The sequence below is a fragment of the Desulfobulbus elongatus DSM 2908 genome (genome assembly GCF_000621145.1).
Lineage (GTDB): Bacteria > Desulfobacterota > Desulfobulbia > Desulfobulbales > Desulfobulbaceae > Desulfobulbus > Desulfobulbus elongatus.
In genome coordinates this window covers 1-19,262 of the sequence record NZ_JHZB01000018.1, presented here as the reverse complement: position 1 = coordinate 19,262, position 19,262 = coordinate 1, and the positions used below count along the sequence as shown (strand labels likewise).

Genomic DNA, 19,262 nt, shown 5'->3' with positions numbered 1-19,262 from the left:
AGGAGCAACCAATGCAAACTCCCTCTTTCGGGACCTACGAGGAGCTGGTCGAACAGGCCGGCCAGTTTCATGGCGACATCTGCCACGGCATCAAAATCGGCACCCGCATGACCATGGCCGGCCTGCGCCGCATCGGCATCACCGATCCCAAGGGCGCGGACCGCAAGAAACTGATGGTCTTCGTCGAAATCGACCGCTGCACCACCGATGCCATCATGGCCCTGACCGGATGCCGGCCGGGCAAGCGCACCATGAAGATCCGCGACTACGGCAAGATGGCCGCCACCTTCATCAACCTGGAAACCAACACGGCCTTCCGGGTGGTGGTCAAGGGCAACCGGAAACAGGGGGAAAACGGCGGCGAAGAACCCGATTTCGCCACCCTGCCCGAAGAGGAGCTGTTCACCATCAACGAGGTGGCGGTGCCGCTGCGGCCCGAGGACATGCCGGGCAAGCCGCTTTCCCGCGTGCCCTGCGCCCGTTGCGGCGAGACCGTCATGGACGGCCGCGAAGTGCGGGACGGCGAGCGGGTGCTGTGCGTACCCTGCTCCGCGGCGGTTGACTACTACCGCATCACCGATTGAGGAGGGCGAACCATGCGCAGCTGCTTTTGTCCGCGTCCATTCCGCCGTTGGTCGTTGCCCGTGGTGCTGTGTCTGCTGCTGGCGGCCATGCCGCTGCACGCCAGGCACATCGTCGACATGGCCGGCAAGAAGGTTTCCCTGCCCGACACCATCACCAAGGTGGCCGCCGTATCGCCGCCCGGCACCTATCTGATCTATGCCATCGACCCCGCCCTGCTGGCCGGCATCAATTTCCCGCTCTATGACAGCGAAAAAAAATATACCGTGCCCGCCTACCGCCACCTGCCGGTGATCGGCGGCATGGCCGGCCAGGGCAGGACGCTCAACCGCGAGGTGCTGCTCCAGGTCAAACCGGATTTCATGATCCATTGGGCCTGGCGGGAGGATGCCCCCAACGACAAGTTCGTGCAATCCATGGCGGGCATGCCCTTTCCCCTGGTGAACGTCCGTCTGGGCAGCGTGCTCCTGTATCCCGAGGCCCTGCGGTTTGTCGGCGACATCACCGATCGGCAAGAACGCGGCGAAACCCTATCGCGCTACGCCCAAAAGGTTCTGGACGAGGCCAAGGCCCTGGTGGCGGCCATTCCCGAGGAAAAGAAGGTCAGGGTGTATTACGCCGAGGGGACGGACGGCCTCAGCACCGAGCGGGCCGCCTCCCTGCACGCCGAACTGATCCCCCTTGCCGGCGGCGTCAATGTGCACCGGGGTGAGGAACTGGACCATTACGGCATGGAGAAGATTTCCATGGAGCAGCTGCTTCTCTACGATCCGGAGGTCATCCTGGTGAAGGAGAAGACCTTCTACGACACGGTCTATGCCGATGCCCGCTGGCAGAACCTGAAGGCCGTCAAGGACAAGCGGGTGTACCTCATCCCCTACGAGCCGTTCAACTGGTTCGACCGACCGCCGTCGTTCATGCGGCTTCTGGGGATCAAATGGCTGATCAACCTCCTGTATCCCGACCGCTACCCCGTGGACATGGTCGCGGAGACCCGCTCCTTCTACCAACTGTTCCTCGGCGTGGAGTTGACCGAGGCCCAGGCCGGGGAAGTGCTCAACCGATGAAGCGACTCTCCCTGCCCCTGCTGGCCGCGCTCCTGGTGGCTGCCGTGCTTGTCTCCCTGTGCCTGGGCAAGTACCGGGTGCCGCTCGACGACATCCTCGCCTTTGCCGGCTGGAAATTTTTTGGTTTGTCCGGCCTCGACGAGGAAAGCCGCGGCCTGCTGACCAACGTCCTCCTGGACATCCGCCTGCCGCGCATCCTGGCCGCGCTGCTCATCGGCGCCGCCCTCGCCGTTTCCGGGACCGCCTTCCAGGCTCTGTTCATCAACCCCCTGGTTTCGCCGGGCATTCTCGGCGTGCTCGCCGGGGCCTCCTTCGGTGCCGCCCTGGGGATGATGCTGGCGAACAGCTGGCTGGTGGTGCAATGCTCGACCCTGGCGTTCGGCTTCGCCGCCGTGGGCGTGGCCGTGGGCATCGCCCGGCTGTTCCGCTCGCACTCGATTATTATGCTGGTCCTGGGCGGCATCATCAGCGGCGCCTTTTTCACTGCCCTGCTCTCCATCGCCAAATACGCCGCTGACCCGACCAACCAACTGCCGGCCATCGTCTACTGGCTGATGGGCAACCTCGCCGCCGCCGACCGCCCGACCATCCTGACCGTCAGCGTTCCCATGCTGCTCGGCATCGTGCTGCTGCTGTGCCACGGCGGCCGGCTCAACGTGATGAGCATGGGCGAGGAAGAGGCCAGCGCCCTGGGTATCAATGTCAAGCAGGTTCGGATGACCGTCATTTTCCTGGCCACCATGGTCAGCGCCCTGACCGTGGTCATCGGCGGCATCATCGGCTGGGTGGGGCTGATCATCCCCCACATCTGCCGGATGCTGGTCGGCCCGGACAACCGCCTGCTCCTGCCGGCGGCCGCCCTGCTCGGCGCCACCTACCTGCTGGTGGTCGACAATGTCTGCCGGTTGCTCTTCACCTTTGAAATTCCCACCGGCATCGTGACCTCGCTGATCGGCATCCCCTTCTTCGTGCTGGTGCTGAACAATGTGCGCAGGGGGTGGCGATGAGCGCGCTCATGCAGACATTGGGCGTCAACTTCGCCTATCGGGGCCGGAAGGTGCTGCACGACATCTCCCTCGATTTCCGCGCCGGCGAGGTGGTCAGCCTGCTCGGCCCCAACGGCAGCGGCAAGACCACCCTGCTCAAGGTCCTGCTCGGCCTGCTGATGCCGCAAAGCGGTTTCGTCCACTTCGAGGGTCGCCTGCTGCAGAGCTATCGTCGCACCGAACTGGCCAAGCGCATGGCCTATGTGCCCCAGGTGCATCGCGAGGCCTTCGCCTACACCGTGGAAGAGGTGGTGCTGATGGGGCGGATGCCGTATCACGGCTTTTTCTCGACTTATTCCGCCCAGGACCGCGTCCTGGCCCAGACGGCCATGGCCAAGGTCGGCATCGGCCACCTGCAGGACCGGCCCTACACCGAGATCAGCGGCGGCGAACGGCAACTGACCCTGATCGCCCGCGCCCTGGCCCAGGGGGCCGACGTGTTCATCATGGACGAGCCGGTCAACGGCCTCGACTACGGCAACCAGATGCGGCTGCTCAGCGACATCGTCGGCCTGGCCAGGGAGGGGCTGACCTTCATCATGACCACGCATTTTCCCGACCATGCCCTGATGACCGCCGATCGGGTGATTCTGTTCAGGGAGGGTGCGGTCCTGGCCGACGGCCACCCGGCTGCGGTGGTCACCACCGGGTCCTTGCAGGAACTCTACCGCATCGAGGTCAAGGTCATGAACATTCCCGGTCAAACCGGCTCGGCGCGGGTGTGCGTCCCGGCCTGGGCTTTGTGAGATACCTATGGACTGGCTGCATCAACTCATCGATTACGGCGTGCTCGGACTCCTCTTTGTGCTCAGCATCGTCGCCCTGGCCCTGGCTCTGGAGCGGTTCTTCGTTTTCCGCGCCACCCGCGTCGAGGCCTTTGCCGACCGCAAGGAGTTGGAACTGCACCTGACCCGCAAGCTCCACCTCATCGCCACCATCGGCGCCAACGCCCCCTACATCGGCCTGCTCGGCACCGTGCTCGGCATCATGCTCACCTTCTACGACATCGGCGCCGCCGGCTTCGACACCACCAAGATCATGACCGGCCTGGCCTTGGCGCTCAAGGCCACCGCCTTGGGCCTGCTGGTGGCCATCCCGGCGGTCACCCTCTACAACCTGCTTTTGCGCAAATGCAAGGTGCTCCTCATCCAGTGGGATATCCGCCATGGACGAGAAGGAATTTGATTACTTAAACGTCATCCCGCTGGTCGACGTCATGCTGGTGCTGCTGACCATCGTCCTCACCACCTCCACCTTCATCGCCACCGGCGGTATCAAGGTGGAGCTGCCCAAAACCCAGGAGAGCGAGGAGATCCAGGACCTGCATCCCCGCACCGTGGTGATCAACAAGGAGGGGCGGATCTGGCTGGACGCGGAAGAGATGTCCCTCGACCAGCTCACCGCAATCCTGGAGGGGTTTGACCGGGAAACACCCATTCTGGTGCGGGCGGACAGGGAGTTGGTCCTGCAGGGGTTTGTCGATGTCTTTGCCGCCATCAGGCAGTGCGGTTTCACCCGTCTCAGCCTGCAAACCGAACAGAGCCCATGACGCCCCAGACCAAGGCCACCCAACTCTCCCTGGTCGTGCACGCCTTGGTCGTGCTCGGCGTGCTTTTGTTCAGCAGGTATGCGGAGCCCGAGACCCCGTTGGTGATCGATTTTTCCCTGGCCATCGCCGAGTCGGCCCATGCGGGCACCGGACCGCCTCCCGGACCGGAAGCCCCGCAACCGCAGGCCGCTCCCGCCCCGGAACAACCGCCCGAGCCGAAGAAGAAGCCGGTAAAGGCTCCGCCAAAGGTGGCGAAGAAAAAACCGGCCAAGCAGGTGCAAACCCCGCCGAAGCAGGAACCGCGACCGGAGCCGGCCCCGGAAGAGGCGACCGCCCAGACGGAGACAGCGCAGGATGCCCTGCAAGCCGAGCAGGGCGGCACCGCCGGAACCGCGGCCCATGCCGGCGCGGGCCAGACGGCGGCCGGCGGCCAACCGACGGGCAGCGGCGATGGCGGCGGCGGTCTGCCCTATTCGTACGAATATGTGCGCCGGCTGATCATGAAGCACCTGACCTTCCCCGCCACAGCCCGGCGCATGGGTCTCTCCGGCAAGGTGGTGGTCTCTTTCCTGCTCAAGAAGGACGGCCGGGCCGAGGACATCGCCATTGTCGTAAGCTCAGGGCACGAGATCCTGGATACAGCCGTGGTCACCACCATCCGCAGCATTGTGCCCTTCCCCAAACCGCCCGCACCTGCCCACCTCACCCTCCCCATCGTCTTCAATCTCAGAAAATAGCGTGGGTTGCGGGCCGCGTCTCGGCCCTATTCGAGGTCCGACGGGACGGGCTCATCTATTCATTAAAAAGACGGCGACGGCCGCGAGCGCGTATTCCCGAGGATCGGAGAATATTCCCGGTTAGAGGAGCACCAGTACTGCCGCGACGATGACACCGGCGGCGGCAATGGCAACGGATCGTTTGAAGTATCTGCTTTCAGGTTTGTACATCCAGAAAGAAGAGATCGCGAGGAATACAAGGCACAGCGCATACAGCACCGTGAACCACTGCCGTGGATCATGGCTGGGCACTTTGTGCAGGTCGTTCAATTTCCTCAATACCAGCGGAAGCTCCTGGCTCGTATACGATGCGGTTCCCGTTGTTTTGTCATAGATTCCGCCGGTAAAACGAATTGCCTGTTCATCTTCGCCGATTACCTCCATTTTTTTAAGATGGAGGGCTCGGCCGAGCTGGTTGCTGTCCAGTCCGGGCGCAACAGTTTTCTCAATATGGGTTTCACTCTTCAACAAGCCGGTTTCACGATAGGTCAGCATGATACCGCTGACACCGTAGATCACGGTCAGGCCGACGACAAAAAAACCGATGTCCCGGTGCAATATGCGCATCCACCGGTGAAGCGACCTGTTCTTTCCTGCTTCCATTCTCTTTTATCTCGTTTTGTTGTTTGTTGTTGGTGGCGTGATGGTGTTTTTGGGGGGCGGAGCCAGATAGCTCCGGAAAACCAGAATCAGAGGCAACGATTGACATTGCCTCTTGTTCGCTTCAATGGGGCCGGAGCCAGATAGCTCCGGAAAACCATCCCCCCTCCGGAGCGTCCGACCAGCGCGCAGTCGCTTCAATTGGCCATTGTATCTTTCAGGATACTCAGCAAATCTATTTGAATTGAGAATGTTTTTCGGCCCCGGCTACCGGATTTATTACCCCATCAGAAATAATACAGTCATTCTCCTTTTGGCCGGTGGCAATAAATCGACCCAGGCCAGGATATCGCAAGGATCTCTGAAATCATGGCAAACATGGAGGAATAAGGTATGACCGTCAAAACCCGCTCGTTCGACGTTGTCGAGGAAGGAACGGAAGAGGAATTCATCCACGCCCTCAACACGGCTGCCAGGACAAAGGGCATGACCAAAATTCCAGACAGGCGGGAGTGACCAGGGCAAGCCTCTACAAATCGCTTGCCCCTGGAGGACGTCCGCGCTTCGACACCATCGTCAAGGTGATCAAAGCCCTGGGCTGTACATTGGCGGTGGTGGAGTTTTCTCAGCGGCGGAATCCGTGCCCCGCGCGGCAGAGTGGTGCAGGAGAGGACGATGCGCCGCATTCCTCCCCATCAGAGAAGCAGCCGGGGCCGGGAAGGCCGGTGGCGCATCCGCATAAACGATCAGCGGCGGGATATACTCTTGGCGAATTCGATCACTTCGCGACTCCAAGAAATAATGCCAAACAGCGGTCGATTTCCTGCATAAGCGCATAGTCGGCCCTGCCGATCACGTCGCCTATTTTTTCGCGCGGTATGGTTGTTGTCTTATCCACCATGATTTCGGACGGCTTGTGCAGGCCATTGCCCGCTGTTGGCGAGATTGGCACGCGGAACAGGGGCGTTTCGCGCAATTCGCTGGTGATCGGCAGGACCGAAACCGAAGGATGGGCGTCGAAAAGGTCGGACTGCACAATCAAAGCCGGGCGCGGTTTTCCATATGCGCCCGGCAAGACAACCGCGACGATATCGCCGCGCATCACTTCCAGTCCTCAAAATCCGTTACCGCCTCGACCCACGTCATGATTTCTGTTTCGTGCGGATCGTTCAGCAGGACCAGCGATTGCCGACGGCATTCCTCCGCAAACCCCGGTCGTCGCGTGTCAGGAATCCATATCTGGACAGGCCTCAATCCGGCTTGACGCAATTTTTCACGGTGCTTTCGCACCCGCTCTGTTGTTCCACTCATTTCGCACCTCCTGTTTCATGTAACGTAATCCTTTCTGTTTCATGAAACAAGGGCGTCCATCTGTTTTTCAAAATTTGAGCATCAGACTGCCCAAGCAGCGGAGGATCATTTTCCATCAACGGTCAATACGGGGGATATTGGCAGGAACCGAGGGTGTATTCCTTGATCGGGTTGCCGGAGCGGTCGAGCAGGGTCCGGCCGTACTGGTCGAGCACGTAGCGCTCCCACCGACACATGCCCGGCGGCACGGCCGGGGCATAGGTGGTGATCGGCGGTGGCGCGTAATAGGCCGGAGGAGGAGGCGCCGCATAGACCACCGCCGGCGGGCGATAGGCGATGGAGGTCAGCACCGAGCCCAGGAAAAATCCGGTCAATCCCCAGGCCAAGGCCGCGCCGCCGTGATGATGGCTCCATCCCGCCGTGGGCGCGAACGGCACCAGCAGCAGACAGCAGATAAGGACACGAAGCGTTTTCTTTCCCATTTCCGTACCTCACGAACGCAGGGATTAGCGTCTTTCCCCACCCCCTGCCCGATCGCTTTATACCATAATTCGCCGTGTTGGGCGCATTATTTTTCGTTCGTGCCGGTCACGGTCCGTGGCCTGATGTCTCCAGGGCGGCCAGGAGGGTGAAGGGCAGGTCGAAGGCCTCGGCAACGCCCTGGCAGGCGATGCGGCCGTCCACCATGTTGACGCCCCGGCCGATGCCGGGATCGTCCTGCGCGGCCCGCTGCCATCCCTTGTCGGCCAGGGCCAGGACATAGGGCAGGGTCGCGTTGGTCAGGGCCAGGGTCGAGGTCAGGGGCACGGCGCCGGGCATGTTGGCGACGCAGTAATGGAGGATGCCGTCCACCTCGAACACCGGCCGGCTGTGGGTGGTCGGGCGTGAGGTTTCGCAGCAGCCGCCCTGGTCGATGGCGACATCGACCACCACCGCCCTCTGTTTCATGGTGGCCAGCAACTCGCGGGTGATCAGCTTGGGTGCCTTGGCGCCGGGCAGCAGGACCGCGCCGATGACGGCATCGACCTGGCCCGCCAGTTCGCGGATGGCGGCCGGCGAGGACATCAGCAGGGTGCAGTTGCCGGGCAGCACCTCGGCCAGATGGCGCAGGCGGGGCAGGCTGGTGTCGAGCAGATGCACCGTCGCCCCGAGGCCGCAGGCGATCCGCGCCGCCTCCGTGCCGACCACGCCGCCCCCGAGGATCAGGACCCGGGCCGGGGCCACGCCCGGCACGCCGCCCATGAGGATGCCGCGCCCGCCCTGGCTGCGTTCCAGATACCTGGCCGCCTCCTGGGCCGCCATCCGGCCCGCGATCTCGCTCATCGGCGTGAGCAGCGGCAGCCCGCCGCTTTGGTCGGTGAGCGTCTCGTAGGCGATGCACACCGCCCGGCTGACCATCATCGCCCTGGTCAGCTCCTCCGAGGCGGCGAAATGGAAATAGGTGAACAGCACCTGCCCCGGCCGGATCATGCCGTATTCCGCCGGCTGGGGCTCCTTGACGTGGAGCACCATTTCGGCCTGCCGGTACACCTCGGCCGGCCCGGCCACCATCACCGCGCCGGCCTGTTCATACCGGGCGTCGTCGAACTCGCTGCCCGCGCCCGCACCCGGCTCCACCAGCACCCGGTGGCCGTTCTTCACCAGGATCTCGACCCCGGCCGGGGTCATGCTGACGCGATTTTCCTCTGTCTTGATCTCCTTGAGAATACCGACGATCATGGGCGTGCTCCTGTAGGCAATGGGGACAAGGCCGTCATCCGCTTTTCTTTTTTGTATTGTAAGCGGCGCGGAAAACAGCGGCAATGCCCGGCGGTTCTTTATCGGAAATATATGGGCCGCCGACCTGGGCCGTTGCCGGCAAACGGGAGGCACAGGGGACGAAGGCCGACCTACCGGAGCAGGGAGGCGATGGCCGCACGGATGTTTTCGGGAGAGTCGAGCTTGTCGACAATGCCGGCCGGACGCACGGAACGGGCCCGGTCGAGCATTTGCCGATCCTGGTAGCCGGTGAAGAAAAGAATGGGAATGTCCTGCCTGGCCTTGATCATCCGGGCGGTTTCGATCCCGTCCAGCATGCCGGCGAGGCTGATGTCCATCAGCACGGCATCCGGCGGATCGCGATGGACGGCCCGCATCGCCGCCTGGCCGGTGGTCACGACGGCGGTGACCTCGCATCCCAGGTCCCGGACCTCCTCGGCCAGCATCAGACCGATCAGCTGTTCGTCCTCGACAACCAGTATCCTTTTCGGCATGGACCGCTCGCAACGGGAAAGACACGCATGTCGACAGGGGGCTGCCGACGGAACCGATCCCGGCCAACTTGGCAGAGAAGCGCGGCGGCGTCAAGAGGTATGTGCACGTGGCGCATCGGTTTTTTTCTGCGACGCGGCGGCGTGACCGTTCAAAAACGGAGGCGGCGGCCGTTGCGGGCATCGCCCCCATGCATTTTCCTGCAAAATGCTTGTCAACTGGTGGCAGAAAGGGTAGGTGAGGTGAGGCGGTGCCCGGCCCGGCATGACCGGCGGGGCACCACGCGGCAGTACCAAGAATCAATCAAACCGACGGCAAGGACCAGGACCATCCATGGAACAATTCTTTGACCCGAAAAGCATCGCGGTGATCGGCGCCAACGACCGGCAGGGTTCCATCGGCGCGGCCCTGATCGACAACCTCATCCTGGGCGGGTACGGCGGCACCGTCGTGCCGGTCAACCCCAACCACGAAACCGTGCGGGGGCTGAAATCGTACCGCAGCATCACCGAGGTGGAGCCGGCGCCGGAAATGGCGCTCATCGCCACCCCCATCGCCACCGTGCCGGAGATCGTCCGCCAGTGCGTGCGGGCCGGCACCCAGGGGGTGATCATCATCTCCGCCGGTGGCAAGGAACTGGGCGAGGAGGGCGCCTTCATCGAGGAACAGATCCAAGGGGCGGCCGAGGGGTCCGGCATGCGCATCATCGGCCCCAACTGCATGGGGGTCATCCGGCCGGCCAAAAACCTCAACGCCACCTTTGCCGGCGGCATGCCGGCCAAGGGCAGCCTGGCGGTGATTTCCCAGAGCGGTGCCATCTGCGCGGCGATCCTCGACCGGGCTGCCGTGGAAAACATGGGATTTAGCCATTTCGTCTCCATCGGCTCCATGCTGGATGTCGATTTCGGCGACCTGATCGATTACCTGGGCAACGACGGCTCGGTCAAGGCCATCCTCCTCTACATGGAAAACCTGACCAACCCCCGCAAGTTCATGAGCGCGGCCCGGGCGGTATCGCGGATCAAGCCGATCATCGTGCTCAAGGCCGGCAAGAGCAGGGTCGGCGCCCGTGCCGCCTCCACCCATATCGGCGCCATGGCCGGCGAGGACGCGGTCTACGACGCGGCCTTCAAGCGGGCCGGCATCGTGCGGGTGCCCTCGCTGGCCCGGCTGTTCGACTGTGCCGAGCTGATGGCCAAGCAGCCCCGGCCGGCGGGCACGCGGCTGGCGATCATCACCAACGGCGGCGGGCCGGGGGTCATGGCCGCCGATACCCTGGCCGAGTACGGCCTGGAGCCGGCACCGCTGAGCGACGAAATCATGGCCAAGCTGGGCGAGATCCTGCCTCCCTACTGGAGCCGGGGCAATCCCATCGACATCCTCGGCAACGCCACGGTGGAGCGGTTCGTCTCGGTGCTCGAACTCTGCCTGGCCAGCAGGGAATTCGACGGCATCCTCATCATCATGGTGCCCCAGGACCTGACCGCGCCGGAGGACGTCGCCGCCGCGCTGGCCAAGCTGGTGCGGCGCAAGCGGGTGCCGGTCTTCGCCTCCTGGATGGGCGGCCAACGGATAGCCGAAGCCGTCGACATCCTCAACCAGGCGGACATTCCCACCTACGAGACCCCAGAACGGGCGGTGCGCGCCTTTCTCTACATGGTCGAGTACACCCGGAACCTGGAGCTGCTCTCCCAGGCGCCGCCCAAGCTGCCCACCGAACTCTATTTCAACCGGGACCAGGTCTTCCGCACCATCTACGAGTGTTTCGAGCAGGAGACGGAGATGCTGTCGGAGATCCAGAGCAAGGAGGTCCTGGCCGCCTACGGCATCCCGGTGAACCCGACCGTGCTGGCCGTGTCGGCCGACGAGGCGGTGGCCCTGGCCGGCGACATGGACATGCCGGTGGCCATGAAGCTGGTGTCGCCGGACATCAGCCACAAGTCGGACGCGGGCGGCGTGCAGCTCGACCTGCGCAACGAGGAGGATATCCGCCGGGCCTTCCACCGGATCGTGGCCGGCGCCAGGGCGCACAATCCCGAGGCGCGGATTGTCGGGGTCTCGCTCCAGCCCTTCATCGCCGGCGCCGATTTCGAGGTGCTGCTCGGCAGCAAGACCGACGACAATTTCGGCCCGGTCCTCTGTTTCGGCTCGGGCGGCGTCTTTGCCGAACTGCTCGACGACAAGGCCCTGGGCCTGCCGCCGCTCAACCGGCTGCTCGCCCGGCGGATGATGGAGGCCACCCGCATCCTGCCGCTGCTGGCGGGCAATCGCAACACGCCGCCGGCCGACCTGGACAAGCTGGAAGAACTCCTGGTGCGGCTCTCCCAACTGGTGATCGATTTCCCCGAGATCGTCGAGATGGACATCAACCCGGTGCTGATCAAGAACGGCGAGCCCTGCGCGGTCGACGCCCGCATCCGGATCCACCGCACCGAGGGCCACACCAACAACCTCAACAACCTCCACCTGGTGATCAGCCCCTATCCCCAGCACCTGGAGCGGCACGATCTCACCGACATGCAGATGCCGCTGTTCATCCGGCCGATCAAGCCCGAGGACGCGCCGCTCTTCGTCGAGTTGTTCAATTCGCTCACCCCCACCAGCATCTACTACCGGTTCTTCAGCGTGGTCAAGACGCTTTCGCCCGAGATCCTCGCCCGCTTCACCCAGGTGGACTACGACCGGGAAATCTCCTTCGTCGCCCTGGACGACGACGAGGAGGGCACGGAGCGCATGCTCGGCGTGGCCAACATCGTCGGCGAGCCCGACGGCAGGCGCGGCGAGTTCTCCGTGCTCATCGGCGATCCCTGGCAGGGCAAGGGCATCGGCGCCAAGCTCTTGCTGCAATGCCTTGAGATAGCGCAGGAACGCGGCATGGAGATCGTCTGGGGTACGGTGCTGGCCGAAAACCGCTACATGATCGCCCTGGGCAAGAAGCTGGGATTCACCATCAAACAGGGCGAAGATCCATCGGAATACAAGTTGACGATTGACCTGAAAACTGCAAAACTGTGACCCCTGAACCGCCCCGGCCGGCAAGGCTCCGCGTCTCCGGACCAGGCCGGCCCGCCCGGCGCATACCACCGAAGAACGAACCGCTGTCCGCTCCGATGCCGAGGGACGGCTTTTTTAACGCTGCATGAGGAAAAGCATGGCAAAACAAGTGACAATCGATCAGGAAGAATGTCTGGGCTGCGAGGCCTGCGTGGAAATCTGTCCGGAAATCTTCGGCTTCGACATCGACGTGGGCAAGGCCTACGTCATCATGGAGGAAGGCGGGGACGAGGAGTGCGTCGAGGAGGCGGTCGGTTCCTGTCCGGCGGGATGCATCTCCTACGAAGAGTGAGCCCGCCCCGGAAAGACTCGCCGGCCGGGCCGGAGCGCCCGGCCGTTTTTTTGCAACGTATCGATTGCCGACCGCCGAGCGGATCGGATCCCGAGGTGCAACGATGGTGACAGCGATCATTCTGATCAACGCCGAACGCAACCGAATCAACGAACTCGCCGAACACATGCAGGAAATCGGCGGGGTCTCCGAGGTCTATTCGGTGAGCGGCAAGTACGACCTGGTGGCCATCATCCGGGTCAAGACCAACGACGACCTGGCCGACCTGGTGACCAGGAAACTGCTCGCCATGGAAGGCATCGTCAAGACCGAGACCATGCTCGCCTTCCAGGCCTACTCCCGCCACGACCTGGAAGCCATGTTCGCCGTGGGGATGTAATTCCCTTCCGGATCAGCCAAGGCCGTCCTCGCCCGGCGCAACGCGGCAAGGACGGCCTGTCATATCGACGCGCGAAGCGACGGGACATCCCCTCGCCACACCGCTGCCGCCCGGCCCGGCGGCAATGAACACCCCTCCCTTTCCGCCAACCTGAACTCCCTACGGAAACGCCGCTGCCGCGCCGCAGGCGCCGGAGACAGCGGTGCGCGCTGGCCGGCGCTCCCGTCGGGCGCCCGCCTGGATGGTGCCTTTCTTTCGGGAAGGCAAGAAAGCGAACAAGGCGGCCCTTCACCAAAGGACCGCCTTGTCTGTTGTCAACCCGCTGCCGTGTGGTCCCGCCGCTACGCCGAAAAGCGGGCACGAGCGGGGGTCAGGAAGTGGTCGTCCTCCGCGCCCATATCAGCGAACGGATCCATTTTTCCAGGGAAATGATCGGGAAAATGAGAAAGCTGGCGGCGGCGGTCAGGCCGAGGTCGGCAAGCGACAGCGGCGCCGTCCGGAACACCTGCTGGAAAAACGGCAGGTAGACGAACAGGGCCTGGAGGGCGAGGATGACACCGATGCCCCAGAAGATCGTCGGGTTGCTGAACAGGCCGATGGCGAGGATGTTGTCCCGCAGCGAGCGGCAGTGGATCATGTAGAAGATCTGGAAAAAGATGACGAAGGTCACGGCAATGGTCTGGGCCCTGGCCAGTGCCCGTTCGGGGGAGACCCCGGCGGCCAGCGCCTGGCCGTGCTCCATGACGAACAGGGCGATAGTGCCGCCGGTCATCAGCACGGAAACGGCCACCACCCGGAAGACCACGAAGCCGTTGAACAGCGGGGCGTCGGGGTCGCGCGGCGGCCGGCGCATGACATCGGGCTCCTGGACCTCGAAGGCCAGCGGCAGCGCCAGGGCCACGGCCGCCACCAGGTTGATCCACAGCAACTGGGTCGGCAGCATGGGCAGGAGCAGGACCTTGCTCACCGGATCGAAGGGAAAGAACATGATGCCGTAGATGAGGATCAGGGCCAGCCCGAGGTTGGTGGGCAGCAGGAAGGCCAGCGACTTGACCAGGTTGTCGTAGACCCGGCGGCCCTCCTCCACCGCGGCGCTGATGCTGGCGAAGTTGTCGTCGGCGAGCACGATGTCCGCCGACTCCTTGGAAACCGCCGTGCCGGTGATGCCCATGGCCACACCGATGTTGGCCTGCTTGAGCGAGGGCGCGTCGTTGACTCCGTCGCCGGTCATGGCCACGATGTGGTTTTCCGCCTGCAGGGCCCTGACCAGCCGCAGCTTGTGTTCCGGGGCCACCCTGGCAAAGATATGGGTGTCGCGGGATGTCTGCCGGAGGGTTTCTTCGTCCATGGTCGCCAGCTCGACGCCGGTCACCACCCGGCCATCGGCCGCCAGGTTGAGGCCGGTGCCGATGGCCTGGGCCGTGGTCCGGTGATCGCCGGTAATCATCTTCACATCGATCCCCGCCCGGTGGCAGGCGGCGATCGCCTGGACCGCCTCGGTCCGCGGCGGGTCGATCATGCCGATCAGGCCGAGAAAATCGAAGTCCCCGTCGACCGCGTCCTCGGTCAGTTGATCCGTCGCCCCCGGCCACGGTTTCGCCGCCAGGGCCAGCACCCGCATGCCGTCCGCGCCCATGCGGCCCATCTCGGCCGTCATCCGCCGGTGCAGGTCTTCATCCCCGGCCTGGCGGCAACGGTGGAAGACCGCCTCCGGGGCGCCCTTGATGGCGACCATCGGCGCCGCTCCGCCGTGGAGGGTGGCCATGTACTGGTTTTCCGAGGCAAAGGGGATGGCGTCGAGCCGGGGGAGACGGGCCGTGGCCTCCCCGGCCGTTATGCCGGCCTTGGCCGCGGCCACCAGCAGCGCCGCCTCGGTGGGATCGCCGGTGATGGCCCACGCGCCGTTCTCCTGCCCCAGGGTGGCATCGTTGCACAGCACCGCCACGGTCAGCAGGTTGCCGAGTTCCGCGGGCAACTGTGTCACGGCCTGGCCGTCGATGGCAAAACCGCCCTCGGGATCGTAGCCGGTACCGCTGACCCGGCACACATGGCCGGGCGTCACCAATTCGGTGACGGTCATCTCGTTGCAGGTCAGGGTGCCGGTCTTGTCGGAGCAGATCACCGTGGTGGACCCCAGGGTTTCCACCGCCGGCAGACGGCGGATGATGGCGTTGCGCCGGGCCATGCGCTGCACGCCGATGGCCAGGGCGATGGTCACCACCGCCGGCAGGCCCTCGGGAATGGCGCCCACCGCCAGGGCGATGGCGAACACCAGCGTCTCCTTGAGGGCCGCGCCGAGCGGGATGCCCATGTCCAGGGCCCGCTTGACCCCGATGGCCAGGATGACCGCGGAAATGAGGACGATGCCGATGGTGATCCAGGTGCTCACCTCGGCCAGCTTCTTGGTCAGCGGGGTTTCGAGGTCCACCGTGCTCGCCAGCATGTCGGAGATCCGGCCCAGTTCGGTGGCCATGCCGGTGCCGGTCACCACTGCCGTGGCCGTGCCCGAGGTGACCAGGGTACCGCTGTAGGCCATGCAGGTCCGGTCGCCCAGCACGGCGTCGGCCGCAACCGGGGCCACCGATTTTTCCACCGGCACCGACTCGCCGGTGAGGGCGGCCTCCTCCACCTGGAGATTTTTCAGGCCGACGATGCGCATGTCGGCGGGCACGCTGTCGCCGGCCGCCAGCAGGACCAGATCGCCGGGCACCAGCTCGATTGCCGGCACCGTCTGGTTCCTGCCGTCGCGGATGACCGTCGCGTTCCGGGGGACCATGCCCGACAGGGCCTCGATCGCCCGGCCGGCCTTGAATTCCTGGATGAAGCCGATCACGGCGTTGATCACCACCACCGACAGCACCACCAAGCCGTCGGTGAGCTTGCCCAGCAGCATCGCCAGGCCGGCCGAGGCCAGCAGTACCCAGATCAGGGGATTGTTGATCTGCCGCCAGAGGAGCTGCGCCACGCTGTCCTTCGGCTTTCTCTTGATCTGATTGGGGCCGTGCAGGCGGAGCCGTTCGTCGGCCGCCGCCGCGCTCAACCCCGCCTCGCCGCTGGCGAGCGCCTGCAACACGGCCGCCGTGTCCATGGTGTGCCAGGCATCGGCCTGTGCATGACTGCTTCGTTCGGGATGCATCGGTTTCCTTGTGCCGGGGAATGCTTGCGAAAGAGAAAAGAGTTTTTCCCTTTATAACCATCGTCGCCGGCCGCGCAACCGGTTCCCGGCCGCGCAACGGGGCTGTCCGATGAAAACGCTCCGCAAGACAGGCTGATATGGGCTGCGGAAAAATGTGCGGCCAAGGCCGCCGCGCATGTTCCGCACCCGCCGAACCGGCCTTACATCCGCCAGTCGATCGCCGCCGGCTTGCGGGTGGGCAGGCGATGGTAGACGAACTTCGGGTAGCCGATCATCATCGCACCAAAGCACTGGTGTCCCGCCGGAAGGCCCAGGGCCTCCTGCAGCGGCGGAAAGACGGCGGCCGCGGCATTGAAATACCCGGCCCAGCAGCCGCCCAGCCCCAGGGAGGTGGCCGCCAGTTCCAGGGTGGCGAGGGCGATGGTGCAGGTGGACAGGGACATGCGGTTGTCCCTGTCCCCATGGGCGACGATCAGCGCTGGCGCTCCCCGGAGGATGACATCCTCACCTGCCCGCCACCGGCCGATGGTCCGTTCGACATGCATTCCCCTGGCAATTTCGGGCATCCCGGTCTGCAACCAGCACATCCAATCGATGACCAGGCCGGCGAGCCGACGCAATGCCTCGCGGTCGCCGATGACCAGCCAGCGCGCCCCCTGGGAGTTGATGCCCGACGGGGCGTAGCGGGCCATGTCGATCAAACGGGCCAGGATCTCCCGCTCCACCGGGCGCTGCCGGTACGCCCGGATGGATCGCCGGCTGCGAATGAAATGCGCGCACTGTTCGGGGTCGAGCCGGAATTCCGGCCGCACCGGCGGGCAATCCGCCACCGGCATGTCGCAATGATTGAGGCTGCCGGTGGGGCAGACCGCCACGCAATGGCCGCAGCGGATGCACAACTGTTCCGCGTCGGCGGTGGGTGCGGGGCAAGCGCCCTGACTCCAGGCGATGATGCCGTACGGGCAGACGGCGGCGCAGATGCCGTCGCGGTTGCAGGTTTCCTGATTGACGGTGAAGAGTGCCATGGATGTTCTCCGCGCTGAAGGATTGACAGGGGATGGGCAAAGATGGTTTCTTGCGGCATCGCGGCAGGACGGGCGGATGCCTTGTCCCCTGCCCCAGAGTAACACATCCCCGCCCCTCTCCGGCACTGTTTTCGTTTGTGCGCGCAAACGAAGCCGGCGGAGAGCCGGTCCCGAACAAGGAGACAGTGGTTTGTCCACCAGTACACCCAAAAAAACGCCTCCCCCGCCCGCCGCGCCGGACGGGACAGAAACGCCCCCGAAAAAAAAGCAAAAAAAGCCGGGCACCAGCCGGCCCCGGCCCAGGACCGGCAAAAGCGGCGGCAAGCGGCGGCGCAAGAAACCGGCCGTTTCCACCAAAGAGCTGATCGTCTGGACAGGCCTGGAGGTTTTCGGTCTGGTCGTGACCGCGGCCACCGGCGTCGTCGTCCTGCTCGGATGCGCGGCGGCCCGATTTTCCGGCACCCGGTTTTTCTCGCACCTGCTACCGTTTACCCTGGGCGTGCTGGGCTTGATCCTGACCGGCGCCCTGCTGCTGCTCGGCTGGCTGTGGCTGCGGCGCTGGTTGCGGCAGAAAAAGCTGTTTCTGCCCGCTGCCGTCGCCCTGACCCTGGCCCTGATCACCGGCATCATGACCATCAAGGGGGATTTCTTCTTCGCTTTCAGCCAGTTCCGCATCCTGGTCGGCGGCAGGGAGGAGGCAGGCCGGACCACCATCGCCCACCAGGTCTTCGCCGCCTACCGTCGTCTCGATACCGCCCAGTTGCGACAGCTCATCGACCGGGCCAAGCCTTTCAGCCCGGCAATCGACGCCGCGGCCAAGGCCTTCCACCTGGACCCCGATCTGCTCCACGGCATCGCCGCCGCCGAATCGTCCTTTCTGCCGCGCGACAGCAAGGATGGCGGCCAGGGCCTGTTCCAGATCACCCAGATTCCGGAAGCGGCCATGCAGGAGGCGGCGAGCCGGCTGGGGGTGGCCCGGCCGCTGGCCGACGACCACCGGCACAACAGCTATCTGGCCGCGGCGACTCTGGCGCACTATCTCGCCCAGATGCGGAGCGACCTGTTCCTCGGCCTGCTGGCCTACAACATCGGTCCCAAAAACGGCGGTCTGCGCTTCATCATGCAGCAGTACGGGGCCACCGATTTCGTCACCGTCCAGCCCTACCTCCAGCAACTGCCGCGCGATTACCCCATCCGGGTCCTGGGCAACGCCCTCGCCTTCCGCCTCTTCCGCACCCTCGGCACCCTGCCGGCCTACGAGGAGGGGCTCAACGCAGTCCGCATCCAGCAGATCGGCATTCCGGGGATGTAAGCTCCCTGCCGCCGCTCAAATCAAATTTTTTTATAGTAATTTCGAATAGTTCAGCACAGAACGACCTCCCGCCACGACGAGATTTCTCCGCGCTGTGCGCGTCAAAATGACAAATCGTACCTGCTGCCAACAGGTTTTTCCCCATCTGTTCCGCTGAGCATCGCAGGTCAGGGCGGATAAGACATGGGCACTGTTCGAGCATAAGCGAGTTTGTCCAATACGCCGTGTGGTCTCGCTGCTTCGCCGCTCGCCACACCGCTTCCACCCTGACCGAGAAGCGCAAGGAAGCCCGAAGGGCCTTAAGCAGCGGGGTGCTCTTTTCTTGGTCCTTCTTTTGAGCAAACAAAGCAAAAGGACGGCCCCGCGCCCAGCGGAACGCCGCTTTATCCCCGCGAAATGTTCTTTTCTTTGCTTGCCAAAAGAAAAGAACGAGAAAAAAGCAGCCCTGCCGTCTTCAAGCCAGGGCGGCGATGGTTCTACGAAACCGAACCAGCGCCAGCGCGAACAGCACCGTGCCGATTATCGCCAGGGCCAGGTACTGCGGCCAGACCACCTCCAGGGTTTCTTGAAAATTAAGTGCAGTAACCAGCAACAAGCTTAAATATCAACTTGTTGATTTTGCGCTAAAATGTTATGTTATCCATCGTTTTAAAGGGCGCCGACAACCTCACCTGATGGAGACCAGCCATGATCCAGCCCGGCTTCTTTGACCTGCACGACCGATTGCACAACATCGACAAAAACGGCGATCCGCTTACCAAGATCAACGAGACGGTCAACTGGGAACTGTTTCGTCCGGCGCTTGAAAAGGCTCGGGACAAGGGTCGGCAATCCAATGTTGGTCCCAAGGGATACGATGTCCTCTTGCTGTTCAAGATTCTTA

Annotated in this window: 21 protein-coding genes and 2 pseudogenes; 14 read left to right on the top strand and 9 right to left on the bottom strand. The window is 64.0% G+C overall.

Features of this window, described 5'->3' with window-relative positions; genetic code table 11:
• Nucleotides 1-11: 11 nt before the first annotated feature.
• The 7 genes from Q362_RS0110270 to Q362_RS22265 are packed head-to-tail and all read left to right on the top strand — an operon-like array spanning nt 12 to nt 4,981.
• Complete coding sequence (locus Q362_RS0110270; protein ID WP_028318618.1) at nt 12-584, top strand: FmdE family protein; 573 nt, start codon at nt 12-14, stop codon at nt 582-584.
• A gap of 12 nt (nt 585-596) precedes the next feature.
• Complete coding sequence (locus Q362_RS0110265) at nt 597-1,649, top strand: ABC transporter substrate-binding protein (protein WP_028318617.1); 1,053 nt, start codon at nt 597-599, stop codon at nt 1,647-1,649.
• Nucleotides 1,646-2,656, top strand: a complete 1,011-nt coding sequence (locus Q362_RS0110260) for a FecCD family ABC transporter permease (protein ID WP_028318616.1) — start codon at nt 1,646-1,648, stop codon at nt 2,654-2,656. Before Q362_RS0110265 ends, Q362_RS0110260 begins: the two co-directional genes overlap by 4 nt.
• Nucleotides 2,653-3,441 carry an ABC transporter ATP-binding protein gene (locus tag Q362_RS0110255; RefSeq protein ID WP_035216367.1) on the top strand — a complete coding sequence of 263 codons (789 nt, stop codon included), beginning with the start codon at nt 2,653-2,655 and terminating at the stop codon, nt 3,439-3,441. The genes Q362_RS0110260 and Q362_RS0110255 overlap by 4 nt, the downstream gene beginning before the upstream one ends.
• 7 nt (nt 3,442-3,448) lie before the next feature.
• Entirely contained in the window at nt 3,449-3,880 is a 432-nt protein-coding gene (gene exbB, locus Q362_RS0110250; protein WP_028318614.1) for a TonB-system energizer ExbB, read from the top strand.
• Nucleotides 3,861-4,244: an ExbD/TolR family protein gene (locus Q362_RS0110245; RefSeq protein ID WP_028318613.1), complete on the top strand. Its 384-nt coding sequence runs from the start codon at nt 3,861-3,863 to the stop codon at nt 4,242-4,244. The genes exbB and Q362_RS0110245 overlap by 20 nt, the downstream gene beginning before the upstream one ends.
• Entirely contained in the window at nt 4,241-4,981 is a 741-nt protein-coding gene (locus tag Q362_RS22265; protein WP_028318612.1) for an energy transducer TonB, read from the top strand. The genes Q362_RS0110245 and Q362_RS22265 overlap by 4 nt, the downstream gene beginning before the upstream one ends.
• 120 nt (nt 4,982-5,101) lie before the next feature.
• Here the strand turns inward: Q362_RS22265 and Q362_RS0110235 are convergent, their stop codons facing one another.
• Entirely contained in the window at nt 5,102-5,623 is a 522-nt protein-coding gene (locus Q362_RS0110235; protein ID WP_028318611.1) for a PepSY-associated TM helix domain-containing protein, read from the bottom strand.
• Nucleotides 5,624-6,013: 390 nt separating this feature from the next.
• Here Q362_RS0110235 and Q362_RS24740 point away from each other — a divergent pair, with 390 nt between their 5' ends.
• Nucleotides 6,014-6,136: a helix-turn-helix domain-containing protein gene (locus tag Q362_RS24740; protein ID WP_281172881.1), complete on the top strand. Its 123-nt coding sequence runs from the start codon at nt 6,014-6,016 to the stop codon at nt 6,134-6,136.
• Nucleotides 6,133-6,459 carry a helix-turn-helix domain-containing transcriptional regulator gene (locus Q362_RS24840; RefSeq protein WP_342670233.1) on the top strand — a complete coding sequence of 109 codons (327 nt, stop codon included), beginning with the start codon at nt 6,133-6,135 and terminating at the stop codon, nt 6,457-6,459. Before Q362_RS24740 ends, Q362_RS24840 begins: the two co-directional genes overlap by 4 nt.
• Here Q362_RS24840 and Q362_RS0110225 read toward each other — a convergent pair.
• From Q362_RS0110225 to Q362_RS20145, 5 genes are all read right to left on the bottom strand, one after another.
• Nucleotides 6,399-6,725 (bottom strand): type II toxin-antitoxin system PemK/MazF family toxin, encoded by a 327-nt coding sequence (locus Q362_RS0110225; RefSeq protein WP_028318610.1) that lies wholly within the window; start codon nt 6,723-6,725, stop codon nt 6,399-6,401. The genes Q362_RS24840 and Q362_RS0110225 overlap by 61 nt on opposite strands.
• Nucleotides 6,722-6,931: an antitoxin MazE family protein gene (locus tag Q362_RS0110220; protein WP_028318609.1), complete on the bottom strand. Its 210-nt coding sequence runs from the start codon at nt 6,929-6,931 to the stop codon at nt 6,722-6,724. The genes Q362_RS0110225 and Q362_RS0110220 overlap by 4 nt, the downstream gene beginning before the upstream one ends.
• Before the next feature lie 122 nt (nt 6,932-7,053).
• Nucleotides 7,054-7,413 carry a hypothetical protein gene (locus Q362_RS20150; RefSeq protein ID WP_035216363.1) on the bottom strand — a complete coding sequence of 120 codons (360 nt, stop codon included), beginning with the start codon at nt 7,411-7,413 and terminating at the stop codon, nt 7,054-7,056.
• A gap of 106 nt (nt 7,414-7,519) precedes the next feature.
• Complete coding sequence (gene ald / locus Q362_RS0110210; protein WP_028318608.1) at nt 7,520-8,650, bottom strand: alanine dehydrogenase; 1,131 nt, start codon at nt 8,648-8,650, stop codon at nt 7,520-7,522.
• Nucleotides 8,651-8,820: 170 nt separating this feature from the next.
• Nucleotides 8,821-9,183, bottom strand: coding sequence for a response regulator (locus tag Q362_RS20145; RefSeq protein ID WP_035216362.1), 363 nt, complete (start codon nt 9,181-9,183; stop codon nt 8,821-8,823).
• 331 nt (nt 9,184-9,514) lie between these two features.
• On the opposite strand from Q362_RS20145, the gene Q362_RS0110200 reads away from it, so the two are divergent.
• From Q362_RS0110200 to Q362_RS0110190, 3 genes are all read left to right on the top strand, one after another.
• Nucleotides 9,515-12,196, top strand: a complete 2,682-nt coding sequence (locus tag Q362_RS0110200) for a bifunctional acetate--CoA ligase family protein/GNAT family N-acetyltransferase (protein WP_028318607.1) — start codon at nt 9,515-9,517, stop codon at nt 12,194-12,196.
• A gap of 136 nt (nt 12,197-12,332) precedes the next feature.
• Nucleotides 12,333-12,527 (top strand): ferredoxin, encoded by a 195-nt coding sequence (locus Q362_RS0110195; RefSeq protein WP_028318606.1) that lies wholly within the window; start codon nt 12,333-12,335, stop codon nt 12,525-12,527.
• A 103-nt stretch (nt 12,528-12,630) separates the two neighbouring features.
• A complete protein-coding gene (locus tag Q362_RS0110190; protein WP_028318605.1) occupies nt 12,631-12,906 on the top strand; it encodes an Lrp/AsnC family transcriptional regulator in 276 nt (91 codons plus the stop codon).
• Between the two features lie 370 nt (nt 12,907-13,276).
• On the opposite strand, the gene Q362_RS20140 is transcribed toward Q362_RS0110190, so the two are convergent.
• Both Q362_RS20140 and Q362_RS0110180 read right to left on the bottom strand, forming a co-directional pair.
• On the bottom strand, nt 13,277-16,042 hold the full coding sequence (locus Q362_RS20140; protein WP_035216358.1) for a cation-translocating P-type ATPase: 2,766 nt from the start codon (nt 16,040-16,042) through the stop codon (nt 13,277-13,279).
• A gap of 200 nt (nt 16,043-16,242) precedes the next feature.
• Nucleotides 16,243-17,067, bottom strand: a complete 825-nt coding sequence (locus Q362_RS0110180) for a nitroreductase family protein (protein WP_028318604.1) — start codon at nt 17,065-17,067, stop codon at nt 16,243-16,245.
• A gap of 190 nt (nt 17,068-17,257) precedes the next feature.
• On the opposite strand from Q362_RS0110180, the gene Q362_RS20135 reads away from it, so the two are divergent.
• Entirely contained in the window at nt 17,258-18,379 is a 1,122-nt protein-coding gene (locus tag Q362_RS20135) for a transglycosylase SLT domain-containing protein (RefSeq protein WP_051554084.1), read from the top strand.
• A gap of 454 nt (nt 18,380-18,833) precedes the next feature.
• On the opposite strand, the pseudogene Q362_RS23570 reads toward Q362_RS20135, so the two are convergent.
• Nucleotides 18,834-18,938 (bottom strand): annotated as a pseudogene (locus tag Q362_RS23570) (ABC transporter permease); the annotation flags it as partial.
• Nucleotides 18,939-19,066: 128 nt separating this feature from the next.
• Between Q362_RS23570 and Q362_RS0110165 the strand changes: the two are divergent.
• Nucleotides 19,067-19,262 (top strand): annotated as a pseudogene (locus Q362_RS0110165) (IS5/IS1182 family transposase); the annotation flags it as partial.

Excerpts from the sequence above, each read along its gene's own strand:
- Q362_RS0110195 (WP_028318606.1), top strand. The coding sequence starts at position 12,333 with ATGGCAAAACAAGTGACAATCGATCAGGAAGAATGTCTGGGCTGCGAG.
- Q362_RS0110180 (WP_028318604.1), bottom strand. The coding sequence starts at position 17,067 with ATGGCACTCTTCACCGTCAATCAGGAAACCTGCAACCGCGACGGCATC.
- Q362_RS0110260 (WP_028318616.1), top strand. The coding sequence starts at position 1,646 with ATGAAGCGACTCTCCCTGCCCCTGCTGGCCGCGCTCCTGGTGGCTGCC.
- Q362_RS20145 (WP_035216362.1), bottom strand. The coding sequence starts at position 9,183 with ATGCCGAAAAGGATACTGGTTGTCGAGGACGAACAGCTGATCGGTCTG.
- Q362_RS20150 (WP_035216363.1), bottom strand. The coding sequence starts at position 7,413 with ATGGGAAAGAAAACGCTTCGTGTCCTTATCTGCTGTCTGCTGCTGGTG.
- Q362_RS0110265 (WP_028318617.1), top strand. The coding sequence starts at position 597 with ATGCGCAGCTGCTTTTGTCCGCGTCCATTCCGCCGTTGGTCGTTGCCC.
- Q362_RS0110270 (WP_028318618.1), top strand. The coding sequence starts at position 12 with ATGCAAACTCCCTCTTTCGGGACCTACGAGGAGCTGGTCGAACAGGCC.
- Q362_RS20140 (WP_035216358.1), bottom strand. The coding sequence starts at position 16,042 with ATGCATCCCGAACGAAGCAGTCATGCACAGGCCGATGCCTGGCACACC.
- Q362_RS0110245 (WP_028318613.1), top strand. The coding sequence starts at position 3,861 with ATGGACGAGAAGGAATTTGATTACTTAAACGTCATCCCGCTGGTCGAC.
- Q362_RS24740 (WP_281172881.1), top strand. The coding sequence starts at position 6,014 with ATGACCGTCAAAACCCGCTCGTTCGACGTTGTCGAGGAAGGAACGGAA.
- Q362_RS0110235 (WP_028318611.1), bottom strand. The coding sequence starts at position 5,623 with ATGGAAGCAGGAAAGAACAGGTCGCTTCACCGGTGGATGCGCATATTG.
- Q362_RS0110190 (WP_028318605.1), top strand. The coding sequence starts at position 12,631 with ATGGTGACAGCGATCATTCTGATCAACGCCGAACGCAACCGAATCAAC.
- Q362_RS0110220 (WP_028318609.1), bottom strand. The coding sequence starts at position 6,931 with ATGAGTGGAACAACAGAGCGGGTGCGAAAGCACCGTGAAAAATTGCGT.
- ald (WP_028318608.1), bottom strand. The coding sequence starts at position 8,650 with ATGATCGTCGGTATTCTCAAGGAGATCAAGACAGAGGAAAATCGCGTC.
- Q362_RS0110255 (WP_035216367.1), top strand. The coding sequence starts at position 2,653 with ATGAGCGCGCTCATGCAGACATTGGGCGTCAACTTCGCCTATCGGGGC.
- Q362_RS22265 (WP_028318612.1), top strand. The coding sequence starts at position 4,241 with ATGACGCCCCAGACCAAGGCCACCCAACTCTCCCTGGTCGTGCACGCC.
- Q362_RS0110200 (WP_028318607.1), top strand. The coding sequence starts at position 9,515 with ATGGAACAATTCTTTGACCCGAAAAGCATCGCGGTGATCGGCGCCAAC.
- exbB (WP_028318614.1), top strand. The coding sequence starts at position 3,449 with ATGGACTGGCTGCATCAACTCATCGATTACGGCGTGCTCGGACTCCTC.